Source organism: Halomonas qaidamensis, assembly GCF_025917315.1.
GTDB lineage: Bacteria > Pseudomonadota > Gammaproteobacteria > Pseudomonadales > Halomonadaceae > Vreelandella > Vreelandella qaidamensis.
This window is the reverse complement of the sequence record NZ_CP080627.1, coordinates 3,494,927-3,521,887: the sequence shown is the minus strand read 5'-3', so window position 1 is coordinate 3,521,887 and position 26,961 is coordinate 3,494,927. Positions and strand designations below refer to the sequence as shown.

Annotated in this window: 25 protein-coding genes; 9 read left to right on the top strand and 16 right to left on the bottom strand. The window is 54.8% G+C overall.

Features of this window, described 5'->3' with window-relative positions:
* Nucleotides 1–2: 2 nt before the first annotated feature.
* From K1Y77_RS15865 to K1Y77_RS15850, 4 genes are read right to left on the bottom strand one after another with little or no spacing between them, the layout of a single operon-like run.
* Nucleotides 3–1,085: an MBL fold metallo-hydrolase gene (locus K1Y77_RS15865; protein WP_264429480.1), complete on the bottom strand. Its 1,083-nt coding sequence runs from the start codon at nucleotides 1,083–1,085 to the stop codon at nucleotides 3–5.
* Complete coding sequence (locus K1Y77_RS15860) at nucleotides 1,082–2,134, bottom strand: ABC transporter ATP-binding protein (RefSeq protein ID WP_030071284.1); 1,053 nt, start codon at nucleotides 2,132–2,134, stop codon at nucleotides 1,082–1,084. Before K1Y77_RS15860 ends, K1Y77_RS15865 begins: the two co-directional genes overlap by 4 nt.
* Nucleotides 2,122–3,822 (bottom strand): ABC transporter permease, encoded by a 1,701-nt coding sequence (locus K1Y77_RS15855; RefSeq protein ID WP_264429477.1) that lies wholly within the window; start codon nucleotides 3,820–3,822, stop codon nucleotides 2,122–2,124. Before K1Y77_RS15855 ends, K1Y77_RS15860 begins: the two co-directional genes overlap by 13 nt.
* A 2-nt stretch (nucleotides 3,823–3,824) precedes the next feature.
* Nucleotides 3,825–4,805, bottom strand: coding sequence for an ABC transporter substrate-binding protein (locus K1Y77_RS15850; protein WP_264429475.1), 981 nt, complete (start codon nucleotides 4,803–4,805; stop codon nucleotides 3,825–3,827).
* 148 nt (nucleotides 4,806–4,953) lie between these two features.
* On the opposite strand from K1Y77_RS15850, the gene K1Y77_RS15845 reads away from it, so the two are divergent.
* The 3 genes from K1Y77_RS15845 to K1Y77_RS15835 all read left to right on the top strand — a co-directional run bounded on the left by K1Y77_RS15845 (nucleotide 4,954) and on the right by K1Y77_RS15835 (nucleotide 7,938).
* Nucleotides 4,954–5,706 carry a DeoR/GlpR family DNA-binding transcription regulator gene (locus tag K1Y77_RS15845; protein ID WP_406567289.1) on the top strand — a complete coding sequence of 251 codons (753 nt, stop codon included), beginning with the start codon at nucleotides 4,954–4,956 and terminating at the stop codon, nucleotides 5,704–5,706.
* Nucleotides 5,707–5,845: 139 nt separating this feature from the next.
* Nucleotides 5,846–7,108: an S-methyl-5-thioribose kinase gene (gene mtnK, locus K1Y77_RS15840; RefSeq protein ID WP_264429472.1), complete on the top strand. Its 1,263-nt coding sequence runs from the start codon at nucleotides 5,846–5,848 to the stop codon at nucleotides 7,106–7,108.
* 173 nt (nucleotides 7,109–7,281) lie between these two features.
* The gene (locus tag K1Y77_RS15835; protein ID WP_264429471.1) at nucleotides 7,282–7,938 is read left to right on the top strand and encodes a hypothetical protein; all 657 of its coding nucleotides are present in this window, start codon (nucleotides 7,282–7,284) and stop codon (nucleotides 7,936–7,938) included.
* 68 nt (nucleotides 7,939–8,006) lie between these two features.
* On the opposite strand, the gene K1Y77_RS15830 is transcribed toward K1Y77_RS15835, so the two are convergent.
* Genes K1Y77_RS15830 through mtnB form a run of 3 tightly spaced genes read right to left on the bottom strand, consistent with a single transcriptional unit; the run spans nucleotide 8,007 to nucleotide 9,863 of the window.
* On the bottom strand, nucleotides 8,007–8,555 hold the full coding sequence (locus tag K1Y77_RS15830; RefSeq protein ID WP_264429469.1) for a 1,2-dihydroxy-3-keto-5-methylthiopentene dioxygenase: 549 nt from the start codon (nucleotides 8,553–8,555) through the stop codon (nucleotides 8,007–8,009).
* Between the two features lie 34 nt (nucleotides 8,556–8,589).
* Complete coding sequence (mtnC, locus tag K1Y77_RS15825; RefSeq protein ID WP_264019161.1) at nucleotides 8,590–9,276, bottom strand: acireductone synthase; 687 nt, start codon at nucleotides 9,274–9,276, stop codon at nucleotides 8,590–8,592.
* Nucleotides 9,273–9,863: a methylthioribulose 1-phosphate dehydratase gene (gene mtnB / locus K1Y77_RS15820; RefSeq protein ID WP_264019162.1), complete on the bottom strand. Its 591-nt coding sequence runs from the start codon at nucleotides 9,861–9,863 to the stop codon at nucleotides 9,273–9,275. Before mtnB ends, mtnC begins: the two co-directional genes overlap by 4 nt.
* A 111-nt stretch (nucleotides 9,864–9,974) precedes the next feature.
* Here mtnB and mtnA point away from each other — a divergent pair, with 111 nt between their 5' ends.
* Entirely contained in the window at nucleotides 9,975–10,994 is a 1,020-nt protein-coding gene (mtnA, locus tag K1Y77_RS15815; protein ID WP_030071262.1) for an S-methyl-5-thioribose-1-phosphate isomerase, read from the top strand.
* A gap of 27 nt (nucleotides 10,995–11,021) precedes the next feature.
* On the opposite strand, the gene K1Y77_RS15810 is transcribed toward mtnA, so the two are convergent.
* The 7 genes from K1Y77_RS15810 to K1Y77_RS15780 form a co-directional block, all read right to left on the bottom strand.
* Nucleotides 11,022–11,702, bottom strand: coding sequence for an RES family NAD+ phosphorylase (locus tag K1Y77_RS15810; RefSeq protein ID WP_030071261.1), 681 nt, complete (start codon nucleotides 11,700–11,702; stop codon nucleotides 11,022–11,024).
* Entirely contained in the window at nucleotides 11,699–12,100 is a 402-nt protein-coding gene (locus tag K1Y77_RS15805; RefSeq protein WP_030071259.1) for an MbcA/ParS/Xre antitoxin family protein, read from the bottom strand. Before K1Y77_RS15805 ends, K1Y77_RS15810 begins: the two co-directional genes overlap by 4 nt.
* 71 nt (nucleotides 12,101–12,171) lie before the next feature.
* Complete coding sequence (locus K1Y77_RS15800) at nucleotides 12,172–13,026, bottom strand: carbohydrate ABC transporter permease (protein WP_264429464.1); 855 nt, start codon at nucleotides 13,024–13,026, stop codon at nucleotides 12,172–12,174.
* The gene (locus K1Y77_RS15795; RefSeq protein WP_264019165.1) at nucleotides 13,023–13,907 is read right to left on the bottom strand and encodes a carbohydrate ABC transporter permease; all 885 of its coding nucleotides are present in this window, start codon (nucleotides 13,905–13,907) and stop codon (nucleotides 13,023–13,025) included. The genes K1Y77_RS15800 and K1Y77_RS15795 overlap by 4 nt, the downstream gene beginning before the upstream one ends.
* Nucleotides 13,908–13,969: 62 nt before the next feature.
* Nucleotides 13,970–15,250 (bottom strand): ABC transporter substrate-binding protein, encoded by a 1,281-nt coding sequence (locus K1Y77_RS15790; protein ID WP_264019166.1) that lies wholly within the window; start codon nucleotides 15,248–15,250, stop codon nucleotides 13,970–13,972.
* 29 nt (nucleotides 15,251–15,279) lie between these two features.
* Nucleotides 15,280–16,407, bottom strand: a complete 1,128-nt coding sequence (locus K1Y77_RS15785; RefSeq protein ID WP_264019167.1) for an ABC transporter ATP-binding protein — start codon at nucleotides 16,405–16,407, stop codon at nucleotides 15,280–15,282.
* Between the two features lie 98 nt (nucleotides 16,408–16,505).
* Complete coding sequence (locus K1Y77_RS15780; protein ID WP_264019168.1) at nucleotides 16,506–17,924, bottom strand: sigma-54 interaction domain-containing protein; 1,419 nt, start codon at nucleotides 17,922–17,924, stop codon at nucleotides 16,506–16,508.
* Between the two features lie 209 nt (nucleotides 17,925–18,133).
* Between K1Y77_RS15780 and speB the strand changes: the two genes are divergently transcribed.
* The 4 genes from speB (at nucleotide 18,134) to K1Y77_RS15760 (ending at nucleotide 23,725) form a co-directional block, all read left to right on the top strand.
* Nucleotides 18,134–19,084: an agmatinase gene (gene speB / locus K1Y77_RS15775; protein WP_030071249.1), complete on the top strand. Its 951-nt coding sequence runs from the start codon at nucleotides 18,134–18,136 to the stop codon at nucleotides 19,082–19,084.
* A gap of 133 nt (nucleotides 19,085–19,217) precedes the next feature.
* Nucleotides 19,218–20,600 (top strand): YjiH family protein, encoded by a 1,383-nt coding sequence (locus tag K1Y77_RS15770; RefSeq protein ID WP_264429460.1) that lies wholly within the window; start codon nucleotides 19,218–19,220, stop codon nucleotides 20,598–20,600.
* A gap of 11 nt (nucleotides 20,601–20,611) precedes the next feature.
* Nucleotides 20,612–22,264, top strand: coding sequence for a 5-guanidino-2-oxopentanoate decarboxylase (locus K1Y77_RS15765; RefSeq protein WP_264429458.1), 1,653 nt, complete (start codon nucleotides 20,612–20,614; stop codon nucleotides 22,262–22,264).
* Complete coding sequence (locus K1Y77_RS15760; RefSeq protein WP_264429456.1) at nucleotides 22,265–23,725, top strand: aldehyde dehydrogenase family protein; 1,461 nt, start codon at nucleotides 22,265–22,267, stop codon at nucleotides 23,723–23,725.
* 2 nt (nucleotides 23,726–23,727) lie between these two features.
* On the opposite strand, the gene K1Y77_RS15755 is transcribed toward K1Y77_RS15760, so the two are convergent.
* Both K1Y77_RS15755 and K1Y77_RS15750 read right to left on the bottom strand, forming a co-directional pair.
* Complete coding sequence (locus tag K1Y77_RS15755) at nucleotides 23,728–24,690, bottom strand: hydroxymethylglutaryl-CoA lyase (RefSeq protein ID WP_264429455.1); 963 nt, start codon at nucleotides 24,688–24,690, stop codon at nucleotides 23,728–23,730.
* 10 nt (nucleotides 24,691–24,700) lie between these two features.
* Complete coding sequence (locus K1Y77_RS15750) at nucleotides 24,701–25,906, bottom strand: CaiB/BaiF CoA transferase family protein (protein ID WP_264429454.1); 1,206 nt, start codon at nucleotides 25,904–25,906, stop codon at nucleotides 24,701–24,703.
* A gap of 151 nt (nucleotides 25,907–26,057) precedes the next feature.
* On the opposite strand from K1Y77_RS15750, the gene K1Y77_RS15745 reads away from it, so the two are divergent.
* Nucleotides 26,058–26,960 carry a LysR family transcriptional regulator gene (locus K1Y77_RS15745; RefSeq protein WP_264019173.1) on the top strand — a complete coding sequence of 301 codons (903 nt, stop codon included), beginning with the start codon at nucleotides 26,058–26,060 and terminating at the stop codon, nucleotides 26,958–26,960.
* Nucleotide 26,961: the final 1 nt, after the last annotated feature.

The following is a 26,961-nucleotide window of genomic DNA, read 5'->3' as shown; positions in this document are numbered from 1 at the left end:
TCCTAAACGGTTAAATGGGCGGTAGAGCGTCCGGCCGTATGCGGATGAATCTCTAGGGAGCGGTGGATACACAGCCGCTGCCCCAGGCGTTGTTGCCAATCGCTTAAGCAGTTACCAGTGAGCGGGGTAAAGAGCGGCACTACCTGAGTGGCCCTTAGCTGGTCGGCAAGCGCTACTAGATGCGATGCACGCAGGTGTACGTTCCAGCGCTGCCAGCGCACCTCGCCTGCGGCAAGCTGGGCTTGACGTTCAGGCGTTAAATAGCCGGTGTGCAGTAGCTGGTAATTGGGCCATTGGTCGGGCGTATCATTGCGATCGCTGACCAGCTGTAGCACTGGCTGCGAAGCACTCTGTCGTTTTAGCAGTGCGCTAATCGCACTGTCGAGACCAGGGCGGCGTAAGTCGCTTGGCAGTGCTAGCAGTGCGGCGAGGTTGTCGCGAATAATCGGGTCAATGGCGAAAGGGAGCTGACGGCGGTCGGCCTCTTCCGACAGCCACAGCGCCATTTCCAGAGCGCGCCCCGTTTCAGGCACCGGTAATACCAACGGCTGTTCAAGCTGCTGGCAAATCGCCTGCAGACAGTTTTCCTGGGGCTGGTCGTAATTGCCGTAGGAACCATCTAGTAGCGCAGTGTGAGCTGCTGGCGGCGTATCAAAGGGAAACAAGCGGGATTCAAAACAGGCATCGCCGCTGTAGAAAATGCCGCCATCCACGTCTAAGTGCAGCCAAACGCCACCCAGCGAGTGCCCCGCTTGGCCGGTGGTCACTTTGATACCTTCGACCATCAGGCTTCCGCGTGCTGGCAAAGGCTGCCAAGCGCGGTGCTTAGGCAGTGCGTTAGCGACTAAGGGTGTGCAGTAGAGCGGGATGGTCTCGGGCAGTTCGGCAACGCCGCCGATATGGTCAATATGGTCGTGACTAATCAGCATAGCGTCTACGTCTAAGCCACCTGCCCAGGTGATAGATTCCCCAGGGTGCAGCGCTCCACCGGCGTCCAGCAGCAGCCGCTTTCCGTTGGTTTCGACCACGATAGCCGCAGGGCCTTTATCACCCAACCCGCTTAATAAATGAATATGGGTGCTCATTGGTCAGGCTCCAGGCACCAGCCTTCTAGTAGCCGCAGAGCGACTTGCTGGCCCTCTTCAAGCGCACAGTGGTGGTAAGCCAGCAAGGCTTCACCGCTGGGCAGGCGCAGGTGCAACTCATAGCGTTCACCACGAAAGGTTAGCCGCTCGACGCGCCCGGTAAGGTCGTGTTGATTGGGGGCTTGGGTGTCTACGCGAATATGCTCGGGGCGAACTAATACAGGTTGGCGTGCAGGCTGGGTGCTGTGTGCTGCGGCCAGCCCTTGCATTAGGGCGCTTTCCGTCAACCGCTGCCCTGGCGCACCGTTGGCAATGGCCAACTGGCTACCTTGGCCGATAAAGCTTGCCACCCACTCGCTGCGCGGTTCGCGATAAAGCGTTTCAGGCGTTGCCCACTGTACTAGCTCACCGTCGCGCATTACGGCAATTCGGTCCGCCATCGCCATGGCTTCACTTTGGTCGTGGGTGACGTACACCATTGTTGCGTGGGTACGGCGGTGGAAATCCACAAAGCTGTGTTCCATAGAGGCACGTAGATTACGGTCTAGATTGGCCAGCGGTTCATCCAATAACACAACCGCAGGGTCAGTCACTAGGCAGCGGGCTAGCGCGACCCGTTGGCGCTGACCACCGCTAAGCTCCTGTGGCGAACGCTGTGCATAGGGTTCCAAGGCTACCTGTGCCAGCGCATGAGCAACTCGGCGTTGATACTCACTGCCCTGAATGCGGCGCAGTTTGAGTGGGTAACCGACGTTGTCGGCCACGTTCATATGCGGCCAAAGCGCGTATGACTGAAAGACCATCGCCATGTTGCGCTGTTCTGGGGGCATATGTTGATGGCGACTGGCTAGCAGCGTATCGTTCAGGCGTATTTCGCCACCCGTCACGTTTTCGAACCCCGCTAGCATACGCAACATGGTGGTTTTACCGCAGCCGCTAGGGCCCAGCAGTGCCACAAACTCCCCTGGTGCAATCTCTAACGAGAGATCATTGACCGCGCGATGGTCGCCAAACTGTTTGGTGACCTGTTGAATCGCTAGCCCAGCCATGGCACGACTCCTTTGGGTAAACGAGGGGCAAGCAGGCTGAGCGACAGCATCAGCGAGGCGACCATGACGACCACCAGTACCGATACCGCAGACGCCAGTACGCTTTCACCGCCCTCATCAAGGTTAAAAATCAATACGCCCAGCGTTTCGTTACCGGCGCTCCAAAGCAGTGCCGATACCGTTAGCTCGTTCACCGCCAGCAGGAAGACCAACAGCCCACCTGCAAAGAGCGATGGTGCAATCAGCGGCAGTACGATCGTGGTTAGCCGCCGCCAGGGGCCTGCCCCCGCCAGTTGTGCAGCTTCTTCCAAGGAGGGATCAAGCTGTGCCAGGCTGGCACTAACGGGTTTGAGGCATACCACTAAAAAACGCGCCAGATAGGCCACAAAGATCAGCCCGAGCGTGCCGTAGAGCGCTACGTTGATCAGCGGCAACGGGCGCACGAACAGCAAAATGCAGGCGATCGCCAGCACCACGCCGGGCAGTGCGTAGGGCAGCTCAATAGCGCTGAGCGTGAGCTGCTGGAGTCGGGGAGGGAGCCGCTGCAGGCGATATGCTAGCGGCAGGCTGCACAGCATAAGCACCAGCGCGGCACCGCCTGCTAGCCATAGGCTGTTGCGCACGGCGCGCCAGGTGGCTCCTTGGCGGCCAATCACTTCGTGATAGGCGTTTAATGTCACGCTATCGACGCTAAGAGGAACGCCCATGGCGGGCACCAAGGAACTGACCACCAGCGCTGCGAGTGGCGCGACGAGAATCACCAATAAAACGCCGACGAGTACGGTCGTCACCACTGGCCGAAAACGGCCCAGCGTAAAGTCATGTGAGCGGCCACTGTGGCCGCCTAAGCCAAAGCGGCTGCGGTTCATCCAGTATTGCTGCAAGGCAACCCCTGCCAGTGCCAGCACACCAATCAGTAACGAGAGCGCTGCCATTTCCGCCAGCACGCCAGTACCAAAGCTAGCCATACGCTGGTAGATCAGCGTCGGCAAAACATAGTAGCCCGCTGGAATTCCCAGCATGGCAGGAATGCCGAAGTTACCCAGGCTAGAAATAAACGCCATCGCAGCCCCGGCAATTAAGCCGTGCCGAGTGACTGGCAAAATAATCTGCCCCCAAACTTGGGCTTGGCGTGCGCCACTGATGCGGGCCGCTTCGATAAGTTCGCGGGGCAGCGAGATCAGAGAGGTGCGCAGCGCTAAAAAGACCAGCGGTGCGCTTTGAATCCCCAACAACAGAGCAATGCCTTCCGCCGAGTAGAGTGGCTGGGGGCTGCCCAGCGGTGGTGCCATACCAATGCTTTTCAGCAACGGGCTGGCGGGGCCGAACAGCTGTAGCCAGCTCAGCGCCGTCACTTGTGGTGGAATCATCATCGGCAGCATAAAGCAGAACACGAGCCACGCTTTGCCACGGATATCGGTCAGCGTAATCACGAAGGCGAACAGGCTGCCCAACACCAAGGCAATCAACATGCCAAGGCCCGAGGTATACACACTGTGCCACAACGCTCGCCAAGTACTCGCCGCGTTGAGCACCTTCCATAGCGGTGATTCGCTACCTTGGCCAAGGTCGCTAAGCGCCTCGACGAGTAGCCGCAAACTGGGCGCTAGGCTTAACAGCACCACCGTGAGCGTGATTAGGCTGAGCAGCCAGCGGTGCTGGCTGCCAACGTTAAGCGACGGTGTCATGGTTAGCCGCCAAACAGGTCGCTAAAGCGCTGTTTCAATGTTTCTTCCTGTTCCAGCGCTTGCTCAATATTGATCGGCATTAGCTGAATAGCGTCACGAGCAGGAAAGCCTTCAGGCGGCGTAACAGCCGGGTGGGCGGGCAGGTAGCCTTGCTGGCTAACAAGTTCTTGGCCTTGTTGGGAAAGTACGAAATCGACAAATTTCTGAGCGGCGTCCAGATTGTTGGCACCCTGCATAATCGCGACGGGCTCGGTGACCGCGCTCACGCCCTCTTCGGGGAAAACAAATTCAACCGGCGAGCCCTTAGCGGCCTCACGAATCGGCAGGAAATCGACCACGATGCCGTAGGGCTTCGTGCCTGAGGCAACGGCATTGAAAACGCCGCCATTACCGCCCTGAGCTTCTGCACGATTAGCTTGCAGCGCCTCGTAGTAGCCCATTCCAAGATCGGGGTGGTCGCTCAGCGCTGCCATATGAATAAGCGCTGCGCCGGAATAGAGCGGACTTGGCATTGTTACAAGGCCTTCATAGTCAGGCCCCGTCAGATCTTGCCAACGCTGCGGCTGATGCTCGGCAGCGGTGTTATACACAATCCCAGTGGTGATCAGTTTGGTGCCGTAGAAGTAGCCTTCGGGATCGTATAGCGCCTCATCATAAGCCTCACGCTCTGGGCTGAGGTAAGACTGTAAATGGCCCTCTTGCTTGAGTGAGGTCATGGTCATGCTGTCAGCAATTAACAGTACGTCTGGGTTACTAACGCCAGCGGAAAGCTCGGAGCGTAGGCGCGTCATCAGGCGAGTGGTGCCATCGCGGACCCACTCCACCTCAATATCAGGATAGGCGGCCTGAAAGGCATCCACGGTTTGCTGGGCGTCGCTATTCGGTTGGCTGGTATAAAGCACCAGTTTGTCATCAGCGAGCAGCGACGACGATAGAGCAAAGCTTGCAAGCGTAACGGCAGTGCACAGTGAGCGCTTCAACATCGTAAAAACTCCAGTAGGTGAACACTGATCACACTACTGTCATCGGCTTACAACATCGTGACACTACGCTTTCGTTTGATAGCGATAGGCTTTCGCCTGTCAAAAAAACGCTTTCGTTACTCAGGTGGTCGCCAACGTGAAGAAAATATTGGGCTTAAACGAGCGCCGCCGTGCCGTGTTGGCGCAGGTTCGCCAGCAAGGACGCCAGCCCCTGGAATCGCTGGCTAGCCAGTTTGATGTGTCGGTACAAACATTACGCGGGGATGTTCGTGTCTTGGCGGAGCAAGGGCTGGTATTGCGTCGCCACGGAGAAGTGCTGCCATTTCCTGATCAGGAAAATATTGGCTACGATCAGCGCCAAATCGTTAATCAAGTGGGTAAGCGCCAGATTGCCCGACAGGCCGCTTCGCTGGTTCAGCATCATCAATCGCTATTTTTAGGTACGGGCACCACGGTAGAGCAGCTGGCCGACGCCTTGCGCGATAAACAAGGTCTGCAGATTATGACCAATAATCTGCATGCACTCATCAAATTATGCACCATGGAGTGTGAGCTGGTGGTGGCGGGTGGGCGTGTACGGCGCCGTGATCAAGATGTGATTGGCGGCGATGCCTGTCGCTTTTTTCAGCGCTACCGAGTGGATGTCGGTATTGTCTCAGTGGGTGGTATGGACAGTCATGGCCATTTATATGACTACAATGATGACGAGGTCATGGCCCGTGAAGCGCTGCTCTCCCATGCTGCATACCGCATCCTGGTGCTGGATAAAACCAAATTCGACCTGCCGCTGCGCTGTGCCGCTGGCGAGCTTGCTGACTACCATGCAGTGATTACCGATAGCCCACTACCCGATAGACTGCGCAGCCCTTTGGCCGCCCAGGGGGTGAGATTTTTGTGTTAACTCCCTTTCAAGGCATGTTCGTTGTTATTAGGCCGTGGTTTAAAGCTTACTAATGAAGTTGATGTCTTTTAAATAAGGGCATTTGACAACCCTGCTGGGGTATGACAAACAAGCATCATTTTTCGTGAGGAATCAAATAGTGGCACACGAGCAGCCCTATCAAGCACTGGATGTCGATACCCTGGCGCAGCGGCTAGGTGAGGTAGAAGAAGTGGCAAGCCGAGTGGGCGGCAACCCCGGGCAGTGGCAGATTCGCGAAGTAGGGGATGGCAACCTAAATTTGGTCTTTATTGTTTCGGGGAGTGTGGGCAGCGTGGTGGTAAAACAAGCGCTGCCTTATGTTCGTATGGTAGGCGAGAGCTGGCCGCTGCCGCTTTACCGTGCCCACTTTGAATACTACGCTCTGGTACGCCAAGCTCAGCGTGCGCCTGGCATCGCGCCAGAGGTGTTTTATTTCGATAAGCCCCAAGCGCTGATTGTCATGGAGTACCTTTATCCGCACACGATTTTGCGCCGCAAGCTGATCAGCGGTGAGCGGGTTACACAGCTTGGCGAAACCATCGGTGAATTCTGTGCGCGCATGGCGTTTCGTGGCTCGGAGCTCTCGTTAAACAGCCCTGAGAAGAAAGCCGATGTGGGGCTTTTTTCAGGCAACGTGGCGATTCCTGCGATTACCGAATCCCTGGTATTTACCGACCCCTATTACGGCGCCGAAATGAACCGTCATACGCCGGAACTTTCGCCGGTAGTGGATGAGCTGCGCCGGAATACGCGCTTAAAAGCTAAAGTGCAGCGGTTGTTGATGAAGTTCACCGCGAATACTGAAACCATGCTGCACGGTGATTTGCACTCTGGGTCAATTATGGCCACCGAGTCGGATGTGCGGGTGATTGATCCCGAATTTTCTCAGTATGGCCCAATGGCCTTTGATCTAGGCATGGCCGTTGCCAACTTCCTGATGGCCTACTTCAGCCAGCCTGCTCACCGCCAAGCCGATGAACTGGATGCCTACCAAGCGTGGATTCTTGACGTAATTGAAGCGTGCTTTACCCGCTTTGACGCCGAGTTCCGCCACCTGTGGCAAACCGAACGCACCGGTATTCTGTTCCCCCGGGCGCTGTTTGAAGCCCAGGGCAATAGTGCCGATGACGCCTGCGATGCACTGCTTGAAGAGATTCGCCTGGATGCACTGGCTTATTGCGGTATTGAAATGCATCGCCGCGTTTTATCGTTGGCCCATAACGCTGACTTTGAAGAGATCGAAGACACCGCGCTCCGCGCTAAGCTTGAAGCACGCAATGTGCTGATGGGCCAAACGTTAATTATGGAGCCGGAAGCCTACTGTGACCTTACCGCGCTGGCAGATTTAGCCAGGGCGTATAACCAGCAAGAGGTGTTGTGATTATTACTTTAAAAGAGAATGCGGGGTTAAATCCGCACTCTCTTCGTTAAATTCAGTGGTCACGCTGAATACCAATGCTAAATGAGTTTGTGTTAAGTTTTTATAATTGACTTTTATGTAAAAGATAATAATATCCGTTATTTTTTTATTGTTAATTTGAGTGGTGATTTTTTATGAGAGGGATGAGTTTCTCTTTTGTTGCTTTTTTTATTTATTGTGTTGTGGCTGTGGTAATCTATTTCTTGAATGGAAGTGATTATTTACATTGGTTTTTGGATGTAAGTAATGACAGTTTTGCTGATTTTGGCACATATTTTGCCGGCGTTGTGTCGCCATTTGCTGCAATATTTGCGGGATTCTTGGTTTACAAAAGCGTAATGCTTAATTTTTACCAGAAAAAAATTGAGCTTGTTAGAGAGTCGCTTGAAAGGCTGGATGGAACAACTCAAATAGCATTAAAAAAACCAGTAAAAAATAAATGTATAAGTGAAGATTTTTATGGTAAGCCATTTGTAGATATTGTGTATGCTATTTCCAATGATCACTTGCCAAAGTCGGAGGCTATCGATACTGCAATTATTTCTATGATTGGGAATATGGCAATTTTGGCTGGTTCTGTAAGATCATATTTCAAATTAATAGAAAACTTTCCAAGCGGCGATGACGATGTAAATTGGCTAAGAGATTTAGAGCATTGTTATTGGGTTGATAGATATTCAGCAATTTGTAACAGAATGGTGAGTATTGTAGGTGACGAGGCAGTGAAGAAGAAATGTCGAGAGCATCAATTGGCCGGATTGGAAGAGGTTTTTCTATTTAGAAGATTATAAATGTGCATTGTAAAAATAAAAAAGTTGGTACCCGTGGACTTTTCAATCCACGGGTGGTGTGTGTATAACTACAACTGATCCAGGCGGTCAAACTTCCCGGCGATATCGCTCTCTGTCCAGTGAGGCACCCAGCCTTCAACGTTATCGAAGAAGCGCAGCGCAGTAAATTCTGGCGCTGGGCCCATATCGAACCAATGGGGCGTATTCGCGGGTACGCTGATCAGGTCATTGCGGGTACACAGCACCTGATACACCTTGTCTTCAATATGCAGGCAGAAAAGCCCTTGGCCTTTAACGAAGAAGCGCACTTCGTCTTCGTGATGGCGGTGCTCGTTTAAGAACTTCTGGCGCATGGCCTCTTTGTCTGGGTGCGTGGGCACCATGTGCAGTACATCAACGGTTTGGTAGCCGCCCATGGCCTTTACGCGGTCGATATCGTCTTGGTAGAGCGCCAAAATGTCTTCTTGGGTGGCGTTGTCGGCGATCTCGCCTGGCGTTGCCCAGCGCTCAAACAGTACACCCACCTTGCTCAGCTCAGCAGTTATCTGTTCGCCGTCAGTGATGTCCAGCAGGGCGTCGTTAGGGTTCTGATCAGCAAATACTTTCAGTTGCGACATTCTAGGCTCTCCTTAAAGGTGACGGCAGTAAAGGCTAAACAGCGATTTCATCAAAGCGAGTAACGCAAGCGTGGGTGTTGCCCGCCTGGGTGCCTTCGCGAACTAACTGCAGGGTTTGCATGCCCGCTTGCTTGGCGGCGTCCAGCTCTTCTACCACGTCAGACAGAAACAGCACTGCCTCGGGCGGTAGATCAAGCTCAGCGATAATACGCTGATAGGCCGTGGCTTCGCGTTTATGGCCAATATGGGTGTCAAAGTAGCCGCTAAACAGGGGGGTTAAGTCGCCTTCATCGCTGTAGCCAAACAGCAGCTTCTGCGCCTGCACAGAGCCTGACGAATACACGTAGAGCGCTTTGCCTGCCTGCTGCCACTGGCGCAGCGCCGGGGCGACGTCACTATACAGGTGGCCTTTAAAATCGCCACGCTGATAGCCGTCCGCCCACACCATGCCTTGCAGTGCTTTCAGCGGCGTGACCTTTTGGTCGGTCTCGATCCAGTGCAGTAACTGAGCAATGACGGCATCCAGCGTGGCATCAGCGTCACCCATGTCACGGCGTACCGCGTTAATCTGCTCGGCAACCGCAGGTGTGCCTGCATTCGCGCGTAGAAAGTCGGGTAGCTTGGCCTGGGCGTAGGGAAACAGCACCTTATGCACGAAGTTAATATCCGTGGTGGTGCCTTCAATATCGGTTACAACGGCGCGAACAGCTGGGTTACTCATTTAGACCACCGGCTCTCTTCAAGTACACAGGACAGTAAAAATTCAATGGCTTCCAAGTGCCGGCGGCAACTAGCGATGCTATCGCCCACGGCGTAGATACCGTGCCCTGCTACCAAAAAGCCCCAGGGCATCGGCCAGCCGCTGCGTACATGCTCCGCTAGCTCGTCCATATTTTGGGAATTTGGCACTACAGGTAAGCGAATAGTCGCATCATGGGTCACGTTGCCCTGCAGGGCTTTTTGCATCTCGAAGCCGCTTAGCTCAATGCCGTTTGGAAAGCGCCGCGACAGCACGGTGCTGGCTAGGGTATGGGTATGCAGCACGCAGTTAATCGATGCGTCTAAGCGATAGAGCGCAGCATGGAGATCACTTTCCGCGCTTGGCTTACCATCGCCTGATAGCACTTTGCCATCCAGATCGCACAGCAGTAGGTCATCGGCCTGAATACGGGTCTTATCGCGCCCGGAAGCGGTGACCAAATACCCCGCTTCGGTACGGGCGGAAAAGTTACCGCCGGTGGCAGGTGTCCAGCCTTGCTGCGCCGCCCATGAAATGGCGGCCAGCAGTTCAGTTTGTAGCGTCATCATAGGATCTGCGTCGCCTCTTCTAGTGGCAGCCATTCTATATGATAAGCTTCGCGCCTGATAAGCCGCACCGTTGTTCTGCTAGTCAAGCTCAAGTGCTCAAGGAGTCCACCAATGCCACACTTACAGTCACGCAGTTTACGAGTCTATGTCGACTACCTTGAGTATTTGGATCAAACCCAGCTGCCCCAGGCGGAGCAGTGGGTGCGCTGTGACTCGCCAGAAGAGTGGCAGCATGCGGTGAAAAATCTAGCGATTCGCGGTGCGCCACTGATTGGCTTGAGCGCTGCCTTTGTGCTGGCGCAGACTGCTGCGCGCCATCCGCAAGGTAGCTGGCAATCCGTCAGTGACCGCTTACGTGCCACGCGACCCACCGCAGTGAACCTGATGTATTGCCTGGATGCCATGGAAGCCTGCTTCGAGCAAGGGGCTGCCGCCCTGGCTGAGCGCGCCGCTGAATTGTTTGCAGAAGACCGTGCGCTTTGCCAACGCATGGCCGAGCGGGGGGCAGACCTTTTGCAATCGGGTGATCGTGTTTTGACCCACTGCAATACCGGGGCGCTTGCCACCGCAGGCGTTGGCACCGCCATTGGCGCGCTGGCAGTTGCCCAGCAGCGTGGTGTGGAGCTGCATGTGTATGTGGATGAAACACGTCCATTGCTCCAGGGTGGCCGCTTAACCGCTTGGGAAATGGCCGACTTAGGTATTCCCTATCAATTGATTGCTGACAGCATGGCCGCGAGCTTAATGGCGGCAGGGAAAGTCGATAAAGTCATGGTCGGTGCCGACAGGATTTGCGCCAATGGTGACTTCGCCAACAAAGTGGGCACCTACATGCTCGCCGTTGCCGCTCACTACCATAACGTGCCGTTTTACGTGGTCGCACCCTACACCACCGTCGATCCCGCCTGCGCGTCAGGCGGCGATATTCCAATTGAACAGCGCGATGCGGCAGAAATCCGTGGCGCTTCCGGCGCTTTTGGTGATGTCGTCTGGGCGCCCGAAAATGCTCCCGTGTGGAACCCTGCCTTTGACGTGACACCCGCCGCGCTTGTCACCGCCTGGGTGTTAGACACGGGCACCTTCGATGCTGCCGCGATAGCGCGAGGGGAACACTGCCAGGGGCGCGGTTAGCAGTAGTGGTAGCCGTTACGTTCGTTGCTAACCCAGCAGCGTTAGCTCATAAACATGGCGGATTTGCTGCCCATCCCAGTCGTAGCCAAGGTGTTTCCCTTGGCGTGTTGCGGCAAGTACGGGTGGCCGCAAAACCGCCGCACACTCGCCTTCAGGATCACGCACGCTGGGGTAAACAATGCCATCGACTTGGTTTCCCCATGCTTCTCGGCCAAAGCGTTGCCCGGCTTCCCAGCTATCCGGCATGAGAAGCGTCTGGGCAGTGTTGTGACCACGTAAATCAATCAATTCACCCGTTAAATCCGACAGATAAACACGCTGCTGAAGCATCATGGGTGGTTCATTTGACTCACGCATAAAACGCTCGGCGTGATGACAGGTCTCGGCAATGGCGGTGGCTTCCGTTAGCGCGCAGTAGTAGGCGCCAAAGGTGCCATCGCTAAACCGCGAGCCGGTGGCGGGGAAGTGGCAGAAGGCGGCCATGACGGGTGTCCAGCCTTGACCATAGCGGCGATCTTCATCACGCACTAGGTGAATAGCACCAGCTTCCTCTCGCAGCCGTGCCGAGGTTTCACCCTCTAACTCGTTGAGTAGCTCCCAGTCATCGGTGCTAGTGTTTACCCCCTCAAATAAATCAATTGGTGGAAAGCGTGAAGGAATGACGCGGTAACTGGGTCGCCATATAACCTCGCTCAATGAATAGGTCATGCATGGCTTCCTCCGCGCGCTGCATCCAAATGCTGGCGAACAACATAAAGATCAGACACTTGCCCGCTGAGCAGGCGCTCCATTGGCGAGTGACCTGAAAACAGAGGATTGTTGTTAGCTCTCTGAAGCCAGCTGTTAGCAGCTTCTGTATTAGGGAGGAGGATATGCAGCGCTTTATATATGCCGAGGATCAACGACATGCGCTCCAGATGATTTGCATCAAGCCGCGCCTGCTCAGGTGACTGTTTCCAACGGCGGTAGGTAGAGTCAGGAACTCCTAGTAGCAACGCTGCCTGACTCTCTTTCAGCCCCCATGCTCGTGAAATATTGGGGTAAGTACGCATCGCTGCGGCCCCCATATTGCGGCGTTTATCGGCTGTTTTTTGCTGAATAGCCATCTATTTTTCCTCCTCGCTTGCCTATAGATTACGCCAAGTGAGCGATTTTTTAAAATAGCGACCATTTGAGCTTAACGAATACCGGCCCTTAAGAACGACTGCACGAACTGGCGTTGGAAGAGCAGAAAGGCGATGAGCAGCGGGGCGATGCTTAATAGCGTGGCGGCGCTCACGGTAGCCCAGTTCACGCCGGTTTCTGGCGCGGAAAACACCCCTAATCCTACCGTTAGCGGGCGGCTCTCTACCGAATTGGTCACAACCAGTGGCCACAGGAAGTTGTTCCAGTGGTGGCTGATGGAGACCAATCCGTAAGCAAGGTAAGTAGGCTTGGCCAGGGGAACGTATACTTTCCAAAGAATTTCGAGCCAGTTGCAGCCCTCAATACGTGCTGCGTCTTCTAGCTCTCGGGGAATCGTTTTAAAGGTTTGGCGCAGCAAGAAAATACCAAAGGCACTGGCCACGTAGGGCAAGCCGATACCAGTAATGGTATTGATCAACCCAAGTTCACTAGCGATGCGGTAGTTCTCGACAATTAGCACTTCGGGAAACACGAAGAGTTGAATCAGCACCAGCATAAACAGCAGGTTCTTGCCGGGAATTGGAAAACGCGCAAAGGCAAATGCTGCCAAGGTACACACGATAAACTGAGCGAGCACCACCCCGGTGACCAGCATGAAGGTGTTTAGGTAATAGCGAGCAAAAGGGGCCTGGGCCCAGGCGTTTTTAAAGTTATCTAGCGTTAGCGGCGCAAATAAATCAAAGCGCACCATGTAGGCGGTCGGATGAAACGCCGCCCAACATGCGTACAGCAACGGAAAAATCCAAATGAGCGCCAGCAGCCAAGCCGCTATGGTTTCAAGCGATGGCACTGAAAAAAAGCGCGCGCGTGTCGGGTATGGTGTTGAAGGCGATGAGGTTGAGCTCATTGGTAGTGTGTCCTGCGGTCGAGAACCGTGAACTTCAGCGTGGCCACCACCGCAAGCACCAGCAAAATGACCACGGTGATGGTGGCCGCCATGGTGCGATCGAAGAAGGAGAACGCGTTCTCGTAGACGTAATAAAGCAGCAGGTTAGTGGCGTTGTTCGGGCCGCCCTTGGTCAAAATAAACAGGTGATCGACGACCCGTACCGCATTAATCAGGGCGTTGATCAATACAAACAGCGTGGTGGGCATTAACAGTGGAAATGTCACCCGCCAGAAAAAACTCCAGCGACTGGTGCCTTCCAGGTCAGAAGCCTCCTTCAGTTCTGGCGGAATCCCCTGTAACGCCGCCAGATAAAAAATCATAAAAAAGCCGGCTTCCTTCCATATCGACATTACAATCACAGACCCAAGCGCCACGCTTGGGTCGCCAAGCCAGTTCACGCTGGAAAACCCTAGTGCGCCGAGCAACGTGTTGAACAGGCCAATCTGCGGCGCGTAGAAGAACATCCAGATATTGGCGGCGGCGATCATTGGCAAAATGGTGGGGGTAAAATAAGCCATCCTCACAAAGCCACGCCCGCGCAATTTACCATTTACAAACAGTGCCATCGCCAACGCCAGCGCGATGGACGTAGGAATTGTACCTAGCGCATAGAGTAGGTTGTTACGGGCGACCTTCCAAAACGTCGGGTCGTCAAACAATACGTGGTAGTTTTCTAGCCCTACAAATTGCGTAGGCGCACCGCGAAAACCGGGTAAAAATAAGCTGTTGACCACCGTGGCGATGGTGGGCAGGTAAGCAAAAGTGGCTAGCAGGATGGCGGCGGGTAACAGCAACAGAGCGCCATAAAGCTGCATTTTGCGGTGGTCGGTAAAAGACATAATGAAATACCGCACGTTGGAAGCGCCGGGGCAAACCCCGGCGAACGGAACGATGAAGTGCGTTAGCGGGCGTAGCGGCGCAGCACGCTATCGGCTTCTTGCTGCGCTTGGTTCAGCGCTTCTTCTGGAGATAGTTGGCCAGTGAGTGCCGCTTGAACAGCGTTATCCAGTGCGCGGCGAATACGGCCACCCTGGTAAGTAGAAAGTTCCGCCGTGCCATGTTCCAACTGGTCGCGGGCGACCGCTGCCGGTGGAAACTCTTCCACATAACGTTGTAGTGCGTCAGTTTCGTAAGCGGCGGGGCTAACGCCCATGTAGCCGGTTTCAATCGACCAGGCGGCAGCGCGCTCGGGAGCGGTCATCCAGCGAATAAAGGTCATCGCTGCGCGCTGCTCTTCTTCGCTTGTATCTTCAAAAATGTAGAAGTTGCCACCGCCGGTAGGGCTGCCGCGCTGGGTGCTCATTGGCAGCATGGCGACACCAAAATCAAATGTTGCGTCACTGCGCACAGCGGTTAGGTTACCGGTGGTGTGCCACATCATCGCGGTAGACTGTTCAAGGAAGTTCTGACGTAGAGTGCCCCACTCAATGGTGCCGCTTGGCATCGCTTCGTGTTCCGTGGACAGCGACACCCAATACTCAAGTGCTTCAATGGCGGCGGGGTCGTTAAAATATACCTCGGTGCCATCGTCACTCATTAATCGGTGACCATTTTGAAAAGCGAAAGCCTGGAACATCCAGTAGGGGTAGCCAGTCGACGGCACCATCACGCCCCACTGCTCACCATTAGAGGCTTCGCGCACGGTAGTGGCCATGTCGGCCATCTCTTGCCAGTTTTCTGGAGGTGTTTCAGGGTCAAGGCCTGCCGCTTCAAAGGCGTCTTTGTTCCAGAACAGCACTATGGTGGAGCGCTGGAAGGGGATGCCGTAGGTTTTGCCATCCAACTGGCCGTTTTCCATCAGCCCTGGGTAGAAGCTATTGAGCCATTCGCGCTCTTCATCGGTTTCGACCAAGTCGTCGAAAGCAACAATGGCGTTTTGCTCAATTAACTCGTAAAGATCGATAGAAAACAGTACGGATAGTTGCGGTGTATCGCCTGCTTCAATGGCAGACATCGCGCGCACGCGAGTGTCGTCATAGTTGCCGGCATAGATCGCTTCTACGTTGATATCCGGATGCTCGCTTTCAAACTCCGCCACTAAATTATCTACCACGTCGGTGAGTGCACCGCCCACCGAAACGGGGTAATACATAGTGAGATCAACGCTGTTCGCATTAACGTGAGCAGCACTTAATAGACCTGCTGCCAGGGTGGTCATAGCGAAAGGAATACGTAAACGCATAAACGGCTCCACAAGTGTCAATACTGCTGTCAGTGTTGGAAAGAGCCCACCGCAGGTGGACGAGGAACGGTTCGGTGTGTCGACGTAAGCGGGCTCATCATGAGGTCGTCTCGCCGTGTACCGTGAGCATCGAAAAAGTGTGCGCTTGCTACTGGCCAGTAAAGACGGCAGGTCGAGTCGGATAAAGCGTGTTTGCCGCTAATCCGAACGCGTAAGGTGTGCGCCCCCACCGCCACATGGGCAATAGTGTCCGCACCTAGGTACTCTTTGCTCACCACTGTCGCGGGAACGCCGGGTTCAGTGGCGGGGCGTAGCTCGATATCTTCTGGCCGCACGCCCAACTGTCCGCCCGCAGCTTCTAAGGGAGCGATCGGCGTCGTTGGCTCGCCCTCAATGACGGCGCCTTGTTCACCTTGTACCAGTGGCAGTAGATTCATCGCTGGGCTACCAATGAAACTAGCGGCGAAAGTGCTGGCTGGACGGTTGTAGAGCTCATCAGGTGTGCCGTCTTGAACGATTTTTCCTTGCTGCATCAAAATCACACGATCGCCCATGCTCATGGCCTCCACTTGGTCGTGAGTAACGTAAATCACCGTCATAGTTAAGCGGCTTTGCAGCGCTTTAATTTCCCGACGCATATCACTACGCAGCCGTGCATCCAGGTTGGAAAGTGGCTCATCCATCAAGCAGATCGGGTGTTCGGAAATGATCGCGCGGGCCAACGCCACACGCTGGCGTTGGCCACCAGAAAGCTGGGCAGGTTTGCGGTTTAAGTAGTCAGCCAGGTCAACCAGTTCTGCGACGTTCGCTAACCGTTGGCGCTGTTCGGCTTTAGGTACCTTGCGGCTGCGTAGGCCAAAAACGATATTGTCGGCAACGCTCAAATGCGGGAACAGCGCATAAGACTGAAATACCATGCTCAGCCCGCGGTCACCGGGGGGAAGGCGGGTAACATCGCACTCGCCAATATGAATTTGCCCGCTGCTGGCTTCTTCCAGGCCAGCAACCATACGCAGCGTGGTAGATTTGCCGCAGCCCGATGGCCCCAGCAAAATAACAAACTGCCCCGGTGTGACATCGAATGAGATGTCATCGACAGCGGTGGTCGCGCCCCAACGTTTGGAGACGCGCTCCAGGCGGATACGCGATTGGTTCATAAACCCCTTCACTCGCAATCAGTAACGACGTTTAAGAGTGCGAGGAAGGTGTTGCGGTTGTATGACGCTTATATGGCGGGGATGTGTCAACCCAAGCGTTAGGCGGTGATTTTAATGCCATAACGCTGCAGCCTGCGCACCACGCTGGATTGGCTAATCCCCAGCCGCTCAGCGATGGCATACGTGCTGGGGAGCGTTTTGCTCAATGCCTCCAGTGTGTCGCGCTCCAGCCTGGCGAGGTACTGCTTTAGGGTTTCATCCGGCGCTAAGGGTGCTGCCGATGAGGATGCTGGGATATTCGGCAGATGAGCTTGAGGCTGCTCCTTATAGGGATGGAGATTAGGTGCTTCAATTTGATCGGTAGGGCTGGATAGCCAAGCTCTCTCTAGCCAGTTTTCAAGCTCGCGAACGTTGCCTGGCCAGTCGCTTCCCATCAACGTTGACCACACTTGATTACCCAGAATTTTTTGCCGCCCGTAGCGTTGGTTAAGGCGTTCCAAGCAGGCTTCCACGAGATCGGGGATATCTTCTCGGCGGTCGCGCAAAGGGGGAAGCGTGACCGGTATGACGTTGAGACGGTAGTAAAGGTCCAGACGAAATAGCCCCGCCTCTACTTGTTTAGCTAAATTCTGATTCGTGGCGACGACTAAGCGAAAGTCCACTTTGCGTGGCCTCGTATCACCTAGCCGGGTAAGGCTTCCGTCCTGGATGACTTTTAGCAGTTTGGTTTGCATTAATAAGGGAAGCTCACCAATTTCATCCAGAAACAGCGTGCCGCCTTCCGCTTGTTCTAGTAAGCCAGCTTTTCCTTGGCGAGCCGCGCCGCTGAATGCGCCTGGCTGATAGCCAAACATCTCAGACTCAAATAAATTTTCGGGAATGGCCGCACAGTTAACCTCAATAAAGGGGCTATTACTGCGCTGACTCCAGCGGTGCAGCTGTTTGGCAAACGCGGTTTTCCCCACGCCCGACTCTCCCAGCATCAATACATTGGCATCTGAAGGTGCAACTCGCTTGAGAAGCAAGGCGACTTCACGCATAACGTGGCTTCTCGCCTGCAGGTTATCCAGCGCATCGTCCAGCGCTTGCTCTTCTGCATCGGGGGCTGCTTGGCTGCGCTTTAAGTGTTCACTAAAGCGCTTCTGGAGTAGTGCGTATTCATCTTGCAGGAGCTGTAGATCAGTTAAGTCTCTGGAACGGCTAATAACACGCTCCAACTTTCCATTCACAAAGACAGGGTAGGCTTCAGCAATCACACGGCGACCGGTGCCCGTTACCTGCATTAGTTGCGCTGGCTGTTGGGTGCGCATCACTTCTAAGGTGATGGATGGCTTCAAGATGCCTTTTTGCTGAAGCTGATAAACGCTACTGCCTAGAAGCTCTTCCCGGGGCGCGCCATAAACGGCTTCAGCGCCGGGACTGATATCAAGTACTTGGCCCTCTCCGCTGACGATAAAGAAGTGATCGTTAGCGGTTTCCACAATGGTTTTTAGCACGCACTTATCGATTTCACTCACAACGTTGTCTCTCGAATAACCTTTAATGCATGTTTGCATCGATGATGCATAGATGACTTAAGTGTACGTGATTTTAATTCATTACTGCATCGATAATGCCTGAATGCCCTATTATTAGGGCGTTCAGGGACTTGGCATGGTCTGTGCAACGTAGTCGTTAACAGTACGCACGAAAGCGCTACAACATGAACAACGCCAAGGAGATCTGTATGTCTGACTTTAATCAGCCGCTCGGGGGCAATAGCATGCCGCGCTTTGGTGGCCCTGCCACCATGATGCGTTTACCCGCTCAGGAAAGCGCTGCTGGTTTAGATGCTGCGTTTATTGGTATTCCAATGGATATTGGTACGTCTAACCGTCCTGGTACGCGTCTTGGCCCCCGCCAGATTCGTGATGAATCTCGTATGCTTCGGCCCTATAACATGGCGACCCGCGCCGCGCCGTTTGAAAGTTTACAAGTGGCTGATATAGGCGACGTGCCCATCAACACGTTTCACCTGCCCAAAAGCGTCGACATCATCACCGCCTTTTATGATGACGTGCTTAAACACAACTGCATTCCGTTAACGCTGGGTGGCGAACACACCCTGACACTGCCCATTTTACGCGCCATTGCCAAAAAGCATGGGCCGGTGGGGCTGATCCATATTGATGCCCATGCCGATGTGAACGAGCACATGTTTGGTGAGCCGATTGCCCATGGCACGCCGTTTCGCCGCGCCCAGGAAGAAGGCCTGTTAGCCCACGGCAAAGTGGTGCAAATCGGCCTTCGTGGTACCGGTTACGCCGCTGAAGATTTTGATTGGTGCCGAAATCAGGGTTTCCGCGTTGTTCCCGCTGAAGAGTGCTGGTATCGCTCGCTGGCTCCCTTGATGGAAGAAGTGCGCGAGCAGATGGGCGATGTGCCTGTTTATATCAGCTTCGATATCGATGGTTTGGATCCTTCCGTTGCGCCAGGAACGGGAACGGTAGAGATGGGCGGGCTGACCTCAGCCCAAGGGCTGGAAATTGTGCGCGGTGCGGCAGGCTTGAACATCGTCGGCTGTGACTTAGTGGAAGTATCGCCTCCTTATGATCCCAGCGGTAATACCGCATTGATGGGCGCCACACTGCTATACGAAATGCTCTGCGTGCTGCCGGGCGTAAAGCACAGTGATTAACCAAGCAAGCTAACGCTAGTTACCAAAGCGTCGGTCTAACAAGGCGCTAATTATAAGAGCTTACAGGGAAGCACTGCTTCCCCTCGGACGCCACCAGCCCACCTCTAATAATCACTTCCAATAGGTGAAAGAAATGTCTTACTCCCAAGTAAAATTGGATGACGCCGATCCATCGGCTCCAATCCATCGCGCTCATTTGCTGAAGTTTCTAATTCCATCGTTGATTGGCGTCCTTTTGTTTTTGGTGCCTTTTCAAGTAGGAGGATCGATTAATATTGGTATGGGATTGATGGCCGATGGACTGCAGTCCCTGCTTGGCTCTGCACTACCCGCCATTGCCATGCTAGTACTATGTTTATCCGTAGTGATAACACTTTACGTAAAAGTGGCGAAGCCTAACTGGGCACAACGAGGTCACTTTCACGATATGTTCGACGTAGACACTATCTGGGTAGTGATGCGCATATTAGGTGCGATTTTTGTCGTCATGACGTTTTTCCAGGTCGGCCCCGAATTTGTAACGGCGCCGTTTACTGGCGGCGTAATGCTCAATGATTTGGCACCGGTGCTACTGACGTTCTTCTTCTTTGCGGCGATTCTCCTACCGTTTTTGGTCGAATTCGGCTTTATGGAGTTTATCGGCACCATGGTGCGTAAGCCGTTTCGGGTAATTTTTAATCTCCCGGGGCGCAGTGCTATCGATGCGACGGCTTCTTGGATGGGGTCAGGCACTGTGGGTGTATTGATCACCGCTCAGCAGTATGAGCAGGGGTATTACAATGGCCGCGAGGCATCGGTCATTGCAACTAACTTTTCAGTGGCTTCCATCGCATTCAGTCTACTGGTTACGAACTTTGTTGATATCAATCATCTCTTCGTGCAGTTCTACTTTACGGTAGTGGTATCAGGGTTGATCGCTGCCATTATTGTGGCGCGGATTCCGCCGCTATCGCTAAAATCTAACGACTACTATGAGCCAGTCGGCTGCCAGTTAAGCGAGAAGCGCACAGAAAATGTAGGGCTGCTTCGTTACAGCTTGCTACAGGCAACTCGCCGGGCAGCGGATGCCCCAGGGCCAAAAAAGTTGGTGCGTTTAGCGCTACTCAACGTGATTGATATCTTTCTGACACTGCTGCCTCTGGTATTTGCCATCGGCACTGTCGCGCTAATTTTAGCCGAGTTTACTCCGCTGTTTACCTGGCTTTCCTACCCCATGGTGCCTGTGCTTGAGTTGCTGCGTATTCCTGAAGCGCAAGCGGCTGCCCCTGCCACGCTGGTCGGGTTTGCCGATATGTTCTTACCGGCGGTACTCGCGACAAACATTGAAAGCGAGCTGACCCGCTTTGTGATCGCTTGCTTGTCGATGACGCAGCTGGTGTATATGTCAGAAATTGGCGCACTGCTACTTAAATCAAAAATCCCTATTAAGCTTTGGGAACTAGCCGCCGTTTTCTTACTTCGCACAGCCATTACGTTGCCTATTATCGCCTTTATGGCCCATACATTTTTCTTCTGAGAGGGCCCAGAATGAGCAATGACGCAATGCGCAATCAATCAACCATGACCTGCGCGGAACTGTTGATACGCTTACTGCGCGATACTTATGGCGTGCAGGCAGTGTTTGGCATCCCCGGCGTGCATACCGTAGAGCTCTATCGTGGGCTTGAAGATAGCAATGTGCAGCATATAACCCCGCGCCATGAGCAGGGCGCAGGGTTTATGGCTGACGGCTATGCCCGTGCCAGCGGTCAGCCTGGGGTATGCCTGATTATCACTGGCCCAGGGATGACCAATATTGCCACTGCCATGGGCCAAGCATTAGCAGACTCTATCCCCATGTTGGTGATCTCTAGTGTTAGCCGTCGGGATACGCTGGGGCTAGGCCAAGGTCGGCTGCATGAGCTTCCCAGCCAGCAGCAGATGATCAGTGGCGTAGCGCGGTTTAGCCATACGCTATTAGATGCCAATACGCTACCGGACGTGCTGGCCCGCGCCTTTGCCATCTTCAATGGTGCGCGCCCAGGCCCGGTACATATTGAAATTCCGATTGATCTATTCAATGCCCCGGTGAAGGTGCCGACCAGTTGGCAAGCGCCAACGCTTTACCGAGCAGCACCTGACCCGCAGGGGCTTTCGGAAGCGGCTCGTTTATTAAAATCAGCGGAACAACCCTTGGTGCTTCTGGGTGGGGGCTGTGTGGCAGCGCCAGACGCAGCGCGAGCATTGGTGGAGAAGCTAGATGCCCCCACGGTGACGACTATCAACGCCAAAGGGCTGCTGGGCCGCGACCACCCGCTGGATTTGGGCGCGAATGCCGCCTTGCCAGCGGTGCGCGAACTGGCGGCCAACGCCGATGTGATTTTAGCGGTGGGTACCGAGCTTGGCGAGACCGACTACGACGTTGTGTTTGACGGTGGCTTTCACCTCAACGGCAAGCTGATTCGTATTGACCTTGATCCCGAACAACTGGTGCGTAACCAGCGTGTAACGCTAGGGCTAGTCGGCGATGCGGGGCGTAGCTTAGAGCTTCTACTCGCTCACTTTCCCGACCCATTGAAGCGCAGCGGTATTGAGCGAACGTCGGCGGCTTTGGGTGCGCTGAATCTGGTTAACGATCCTGCTTTTAGCGACTTCGTACCGCTTTATAAAACCCTAGCAGACTACTTGCCTGAGGCGATTTTGGTGGGTGACTCCACCGCGCCGGTGTATGCAGGCAACCACTTAGTCAGCCAGCCAGCGCCAAGGCGCTACTTCAATGCCTCTACCGGCTACGGCACTTTGGGCTATGGGTTACCGGCTGCATTAGGTGCACAGTTAGCTCGCGCTGACTTACCCGTGGTGGCGCTCGTCGGTGATGGTGGGGTGATGTTCACCCTTTCTGAGCTTGCTACCGCAGTAGAGGAACGCCTGCCGGTGGTAATTGTGCTGTGGCATAACGCAGGCTATGAAGAAATTCGCCGCTATATGGATGCCAATGGTGTGGCGCGGTTGGGCGTGGACATTCAAGCCCCCAACTTTCTTACCTTGGCCGAAGGGTTTGGTTGCCAAAGCGTACGGGTAGAAAGCCCTGAGGAACTTGCAGACTCACTCGCTAAGCGTGCCTCAAATGGCCCGTTACTCATTGAAATAGACGCGGCTGCTTGGCAGCGTGCGTGCAGCATTTCCGACCAGGATACGTAGATGTCGTTACCCAACCAGCAATTGATCAATCAGCAGTTCATCAACAACCAATGGGTTGCCTCGGCAGGCACGCGCCTGCTCGATGTGATGAACCCTTATCGCGAAGAACGTATTGCTCAGGTCACAGCGGGGGACGCGGCAGATGTCGACGCTGCCGTTAAAGCCGCTCAGCAAGCGCTACCTGCTTGGCAAGCGCTGGGTGGAGCTGCGCGTGCAAAGTACCTAGATAGCTTTGCCGATGCGTTGGAGGCTCGCCGAGAAGCGCTTATCACTCTGTCAGCCACTAATAATGGCAAACCCCTCGCTGAAGCAGGCATTGATCTTGACGATGCGATTGCCTGTCACCGCTATTACGCCCAGCAGGCCAGGGCGTTAGATGCTCGCCAGGGCGAACTGGTCAGTGTGGAAATGGAGGGCGTTGAGGCGCGTACGTATCATGACCCGGTGGGCGTCATTGGGCTGATTGCGCCCTGGAACTTCCCGCTGGTGACAAGCGCCTGGAAACTGGCGCCCGCGTTGGCGGCAGGCTGTACCGCAGTGCTCAAGCCGTCAGAGGTAACGCCGCTCCCCGAGTTGGCGCTGGCAGAAATTGCCCTGGAAATTGGCCTGCCTGCGGGTGTGTTGAACCTGCTTAATGGTGACGGCGAGGGCATTGGCGCACCGCTAACCAATCACCCAGGTGTTGATAAAATCTCTTTTACCGGCAGTAATCGAGTCGGCGAAGCCGTTATGCAAGCCGCTGCTGCTCGCACCGCCAGTGTCTCTTTAGAGCTAGGTGGAAAATCGCCGATTCTGGTAATGGAAGACGCCGACCCAGCCCAAGCTGCCGACTGGGTAATGGCGGGTATCTACTTTAATGCTGGGCAAATCTGTTCAGCGACTTCGCGCTTACTGGTGCATGAAAACGTGGCAGAAGCACTCTATATCGCCCTGGCGGAGCGTATGGATGCGCTAACCTTAGGCGACCCACTTGCTGAAGGCACTGACTTAGGGCCAATGACCAGCGCTAAGCAGCGCGATGCGGTACAGCGCTATTTAGACTTGGCTGAACAAGAAGGCCTGACGGCCGTGCGTGATATTACCCATCGCACGCTGCCCACGCAGGGCTACTTTTTAGCGCCGACGCTTTACCGCGATGTGCCGTTGGAAAGTCGCCTGTGGCAAGAAGAAATCTTCGGCCCAGTACTTTGTGCGCGCAGCGTTACCAGCGAAGAAGAGGCGATTACACTCGCCAACGATAGCGCTTATGGATTAGCGGCGACGGTGATTAGCGGTGACCCCGAGCGGGCAAAACGCATTGGTCGCAAGCTAAAAGCCGGTAGCATTTGGTACAACAGCGAGCAGCTGGTACTGCCTGAAACCGCCTGGGGCGGCTTCAAGCGTAGCGGCATTGGTCGTGAACTTGGCCCCTGGGGCTTAAGCGCTTACCTCGAAGTGAAACATGTGATTGGGCCCGCGTAAGGTTAACGCTCGGGCATCGCATAACGCCGGGATGATTTCCCGGCTTTTACCACTTGCCCGGGCACATCGTGGCCGATAAGCGTTGGCAGGGTGGCGGCAACGTCAAGCAGCGCATCTAGATCGACGCCAGTATCGACCCCCATCGCTTCAAACATATGTACTAAGTCTTCGGTGCATACATTACCGCTAGCGCCTGGAGCAAAGGGGCAGCCCCCCAGCCCACCGAGCGACGCATCAAAGCGGCTAATGCCCGCCTGCCACGCCGCCAGGGCGTTGGCTAAGCCCATGCCGCGGGTGTTGTGAAAGTGCAGCGTGAATGGCGTTTTTGGCCAGCGCTCAAGCACGGCATCACACAGGCGCTTCACTTGGGCTGGGTTGGCCATGCCTGTGGTGTCGCATAGCGTGACGCCCTGAATGCCCAGCGCGATCAGCTGTTCCACCAGAGCGAGAACCCGCGTTTCAGGCACCTCGCCTTCAAACGGGCAGCCAAAGGCGGTTGACAGTGAGGCGTTGATAAACACGTCGCTGCCTTGGCAGGCCTCCACAATCGCGGCAAATTGCTCAAGCGACTGCTCTGGCGTCATGCGAAGGTTTGCCAGGCCATGGCTATCGCTTGCCGACATCACCAAATTAATCTCATCCACTTGGCAGGCAAGCGCGCGCTCCGTGCCCTTAAGGTTAGGCACTAAGACGCTGATATCGACCCCAGCCCGGCGTTGAATACCTGTGACAACGTCCGCAGCATCGCGCAGATTAGGAATCGCTTTGGGCGATGTGAACGAAGTCGCCTCGATGCGCCGCAGACCGGTAGTGGAGAGCGCGTCGATCCAGCGGATTTTATCGTCGGTGGGGACAAAGCGCGCTTCAATTTGCAGACCGTCACGCGGGGCGACTTCATTAATTTCTATTTTTTTAGGATAGGGTGCTGTCGGACAGGGCATGGGTTGACTCGTTGACTTGTGCATAGCGCTCTCCTTAAATAATGCCCGCTTGACGCAGCTTGGCGCGGGTTTCCTGGTCGATTCCCAGCTCATCCAGCACGTCATCGGTATGCTGGCCAAGCGCCGGACCGCCATCGCCGAGCCGTCCTGGGGTAGCACTAAGTTTAGGCAGTACACCGGGTACTTTTAATGGTTTGCCGTTGGGGCGAGTGAAGGTTTGAATCATTTCCCGCGCCAAGTAGTGGGGGTCAAAGGCAATATCTTCGGCGGTGTACGGGTAGCCTGCGGGCACGCGCGCCTCATCCAACGCTTTAAGAATCGCCTCTCTTGGGCGCTCTTCAGACCACGCTTGAATCGCTGCGTCGATCATTTCAGCCTGCTGACTGCGGCCATCGTTGTGGGCTAGCGCGGGGTCGTTGGCCAGATCATCACGGCCAATGACCCCCATCAAGCGTTTAAAAATACTGTCGCCGTTACCGGCAATGAGCACGTAATCGCCGCCCTGGCAGCGGTAGGCGTTAGAAGGCGTAATACCGGGCAGGGCGCTGCCGCTGGGTTCACGCACCTGGCCGCTAGCATCGAATTCCGGCAGCAGGCTCTCCATCATGGCAAATACCGACTCATAAAGCGCCACGTCGATCTCTTGCCCCAGGCCGCTGCGATTGCGCTCTTGCAGTGCCAGCAAGGTGCCAATGACAGCGTAAAGCGCGGAAAGTGAATCACCAATGCTTACACCCACGCGCACAGAGGGCTCTCCCGGCTGGCCGGTGAGATAACGCAACCCGCCCATGGCTTCGCCCACCACACCAAAGCCGGGCTTATCGCGGTAAGGCCCCGTTTGTCCGTAGCCGGAAATATGCACCATGATTAGCCTTGGGTTGGGCTTAGAGAGCGATTCCCAGCCCAATCCCCAACTATCTAAAGTGCCAGGGCGGAAATTTTCCACCACCACATCAGCCTCGGCAGCGAGCTTGCGCACCAGCGCTTGGCCCTCTTCACTGCGCAAGTCCAACGCTACTGAGCGCTTGTTACGGCTCTGTACGTGCCACCAAAGCGAGGTGCCTTCCTCAAGCATTCGCCATTTGCGAAGGGGGTCGCCGGTACCAGGCGGCTCTACTTTAATGACATCGGCACCAAATTCACCCAACAGCTTGGTCGCAAAGGGGCCAGCAATGAGCTGCCCAAGTTCAAGGACTTTCAAGCCTTCTAAAGGAAGCTGGCGCGCTTCGGGAGCATGCATTAAGGCTCTCCTGGTCGTGTCGTTAATATTGTTGCCTACCAGCATGCGTGAGCCGCCTAGGGGCGACAATTAGGCAATGGGTAACAAAGGTTTCGTGACTGGCGAAGGTATGCGCTAGCATAGTCAGGTTACTTTTCAGGAGTTTGCCGAGATGCGCCGCTTTGATTTCTTTACGCTCAAGCTGTTTATCTCTGTTGCAGACGAAGGCCGCTTGACCGCGGCTGCCGAACGCGAACACTTAGCCCTTGCCGCCGTCAGCAAGCGTATGAGCGATCTTGAAAGCTTGGTTGGAACAACGCTACTTTATCGTAAACCCCGTGGTGTGGAGCTAACCCCTGCAGGGCATGCGTTTTTACATCATGCGCGGCGTATCCTCGACAACGTTGAACGCTTACAGGCAGAGCTTAGCGAATATGGTGAAGGCGTGCGTGGGCATGTGCGTATTCATTCCAATACCTCAGCAATCATCGCGTTTCTCCCCCAAGACCTTAGTGCGTTTTCTCGCCACTATCCTGAAATAAAAATCGACCTGCAAGAGCGTGTCAGTAGTGAAATTATTGCCGCTGTAAGGGATGGCTTAACCGATATTGGCATTTTTGCTGGGCATGTGGCTGCGCCAGACTTGCAGATAATTCCCTATCGGCGTGATCGCTTAGTGTTAGTAACACCTGATGAACATCCATTAGCGGAGCGAAGCAGTATTGCCTTCAACGAAGCACTGGCTTTCGATTTTATTGGCTTGCAGCAAGATGCTTCGCTGCAAGCGCTGTTGCTTGAGCAGGCTAACCTAGCGGGAAAAGCGCTGAGAATGCGCATTCAGGTACGCAGTTTTGATGCCATTTGTCGCATGATTCACCATGGCATGGGGGTAGGCGTGCTGCCAGAGCAAACGATATATCGCGAGCTAGGTGATCTGCAGCTTAAAAGCATCCCGTTGAACGACGGCTGGGCCCAGCGGGAGCTTGTTATTGGCGTACGCCGCTATGCGACGCTTCCTGTCACGGCAAGGCACATGGTGGACCTTCTGACTGAAGAAGTGCATTCAGCGCTATAAG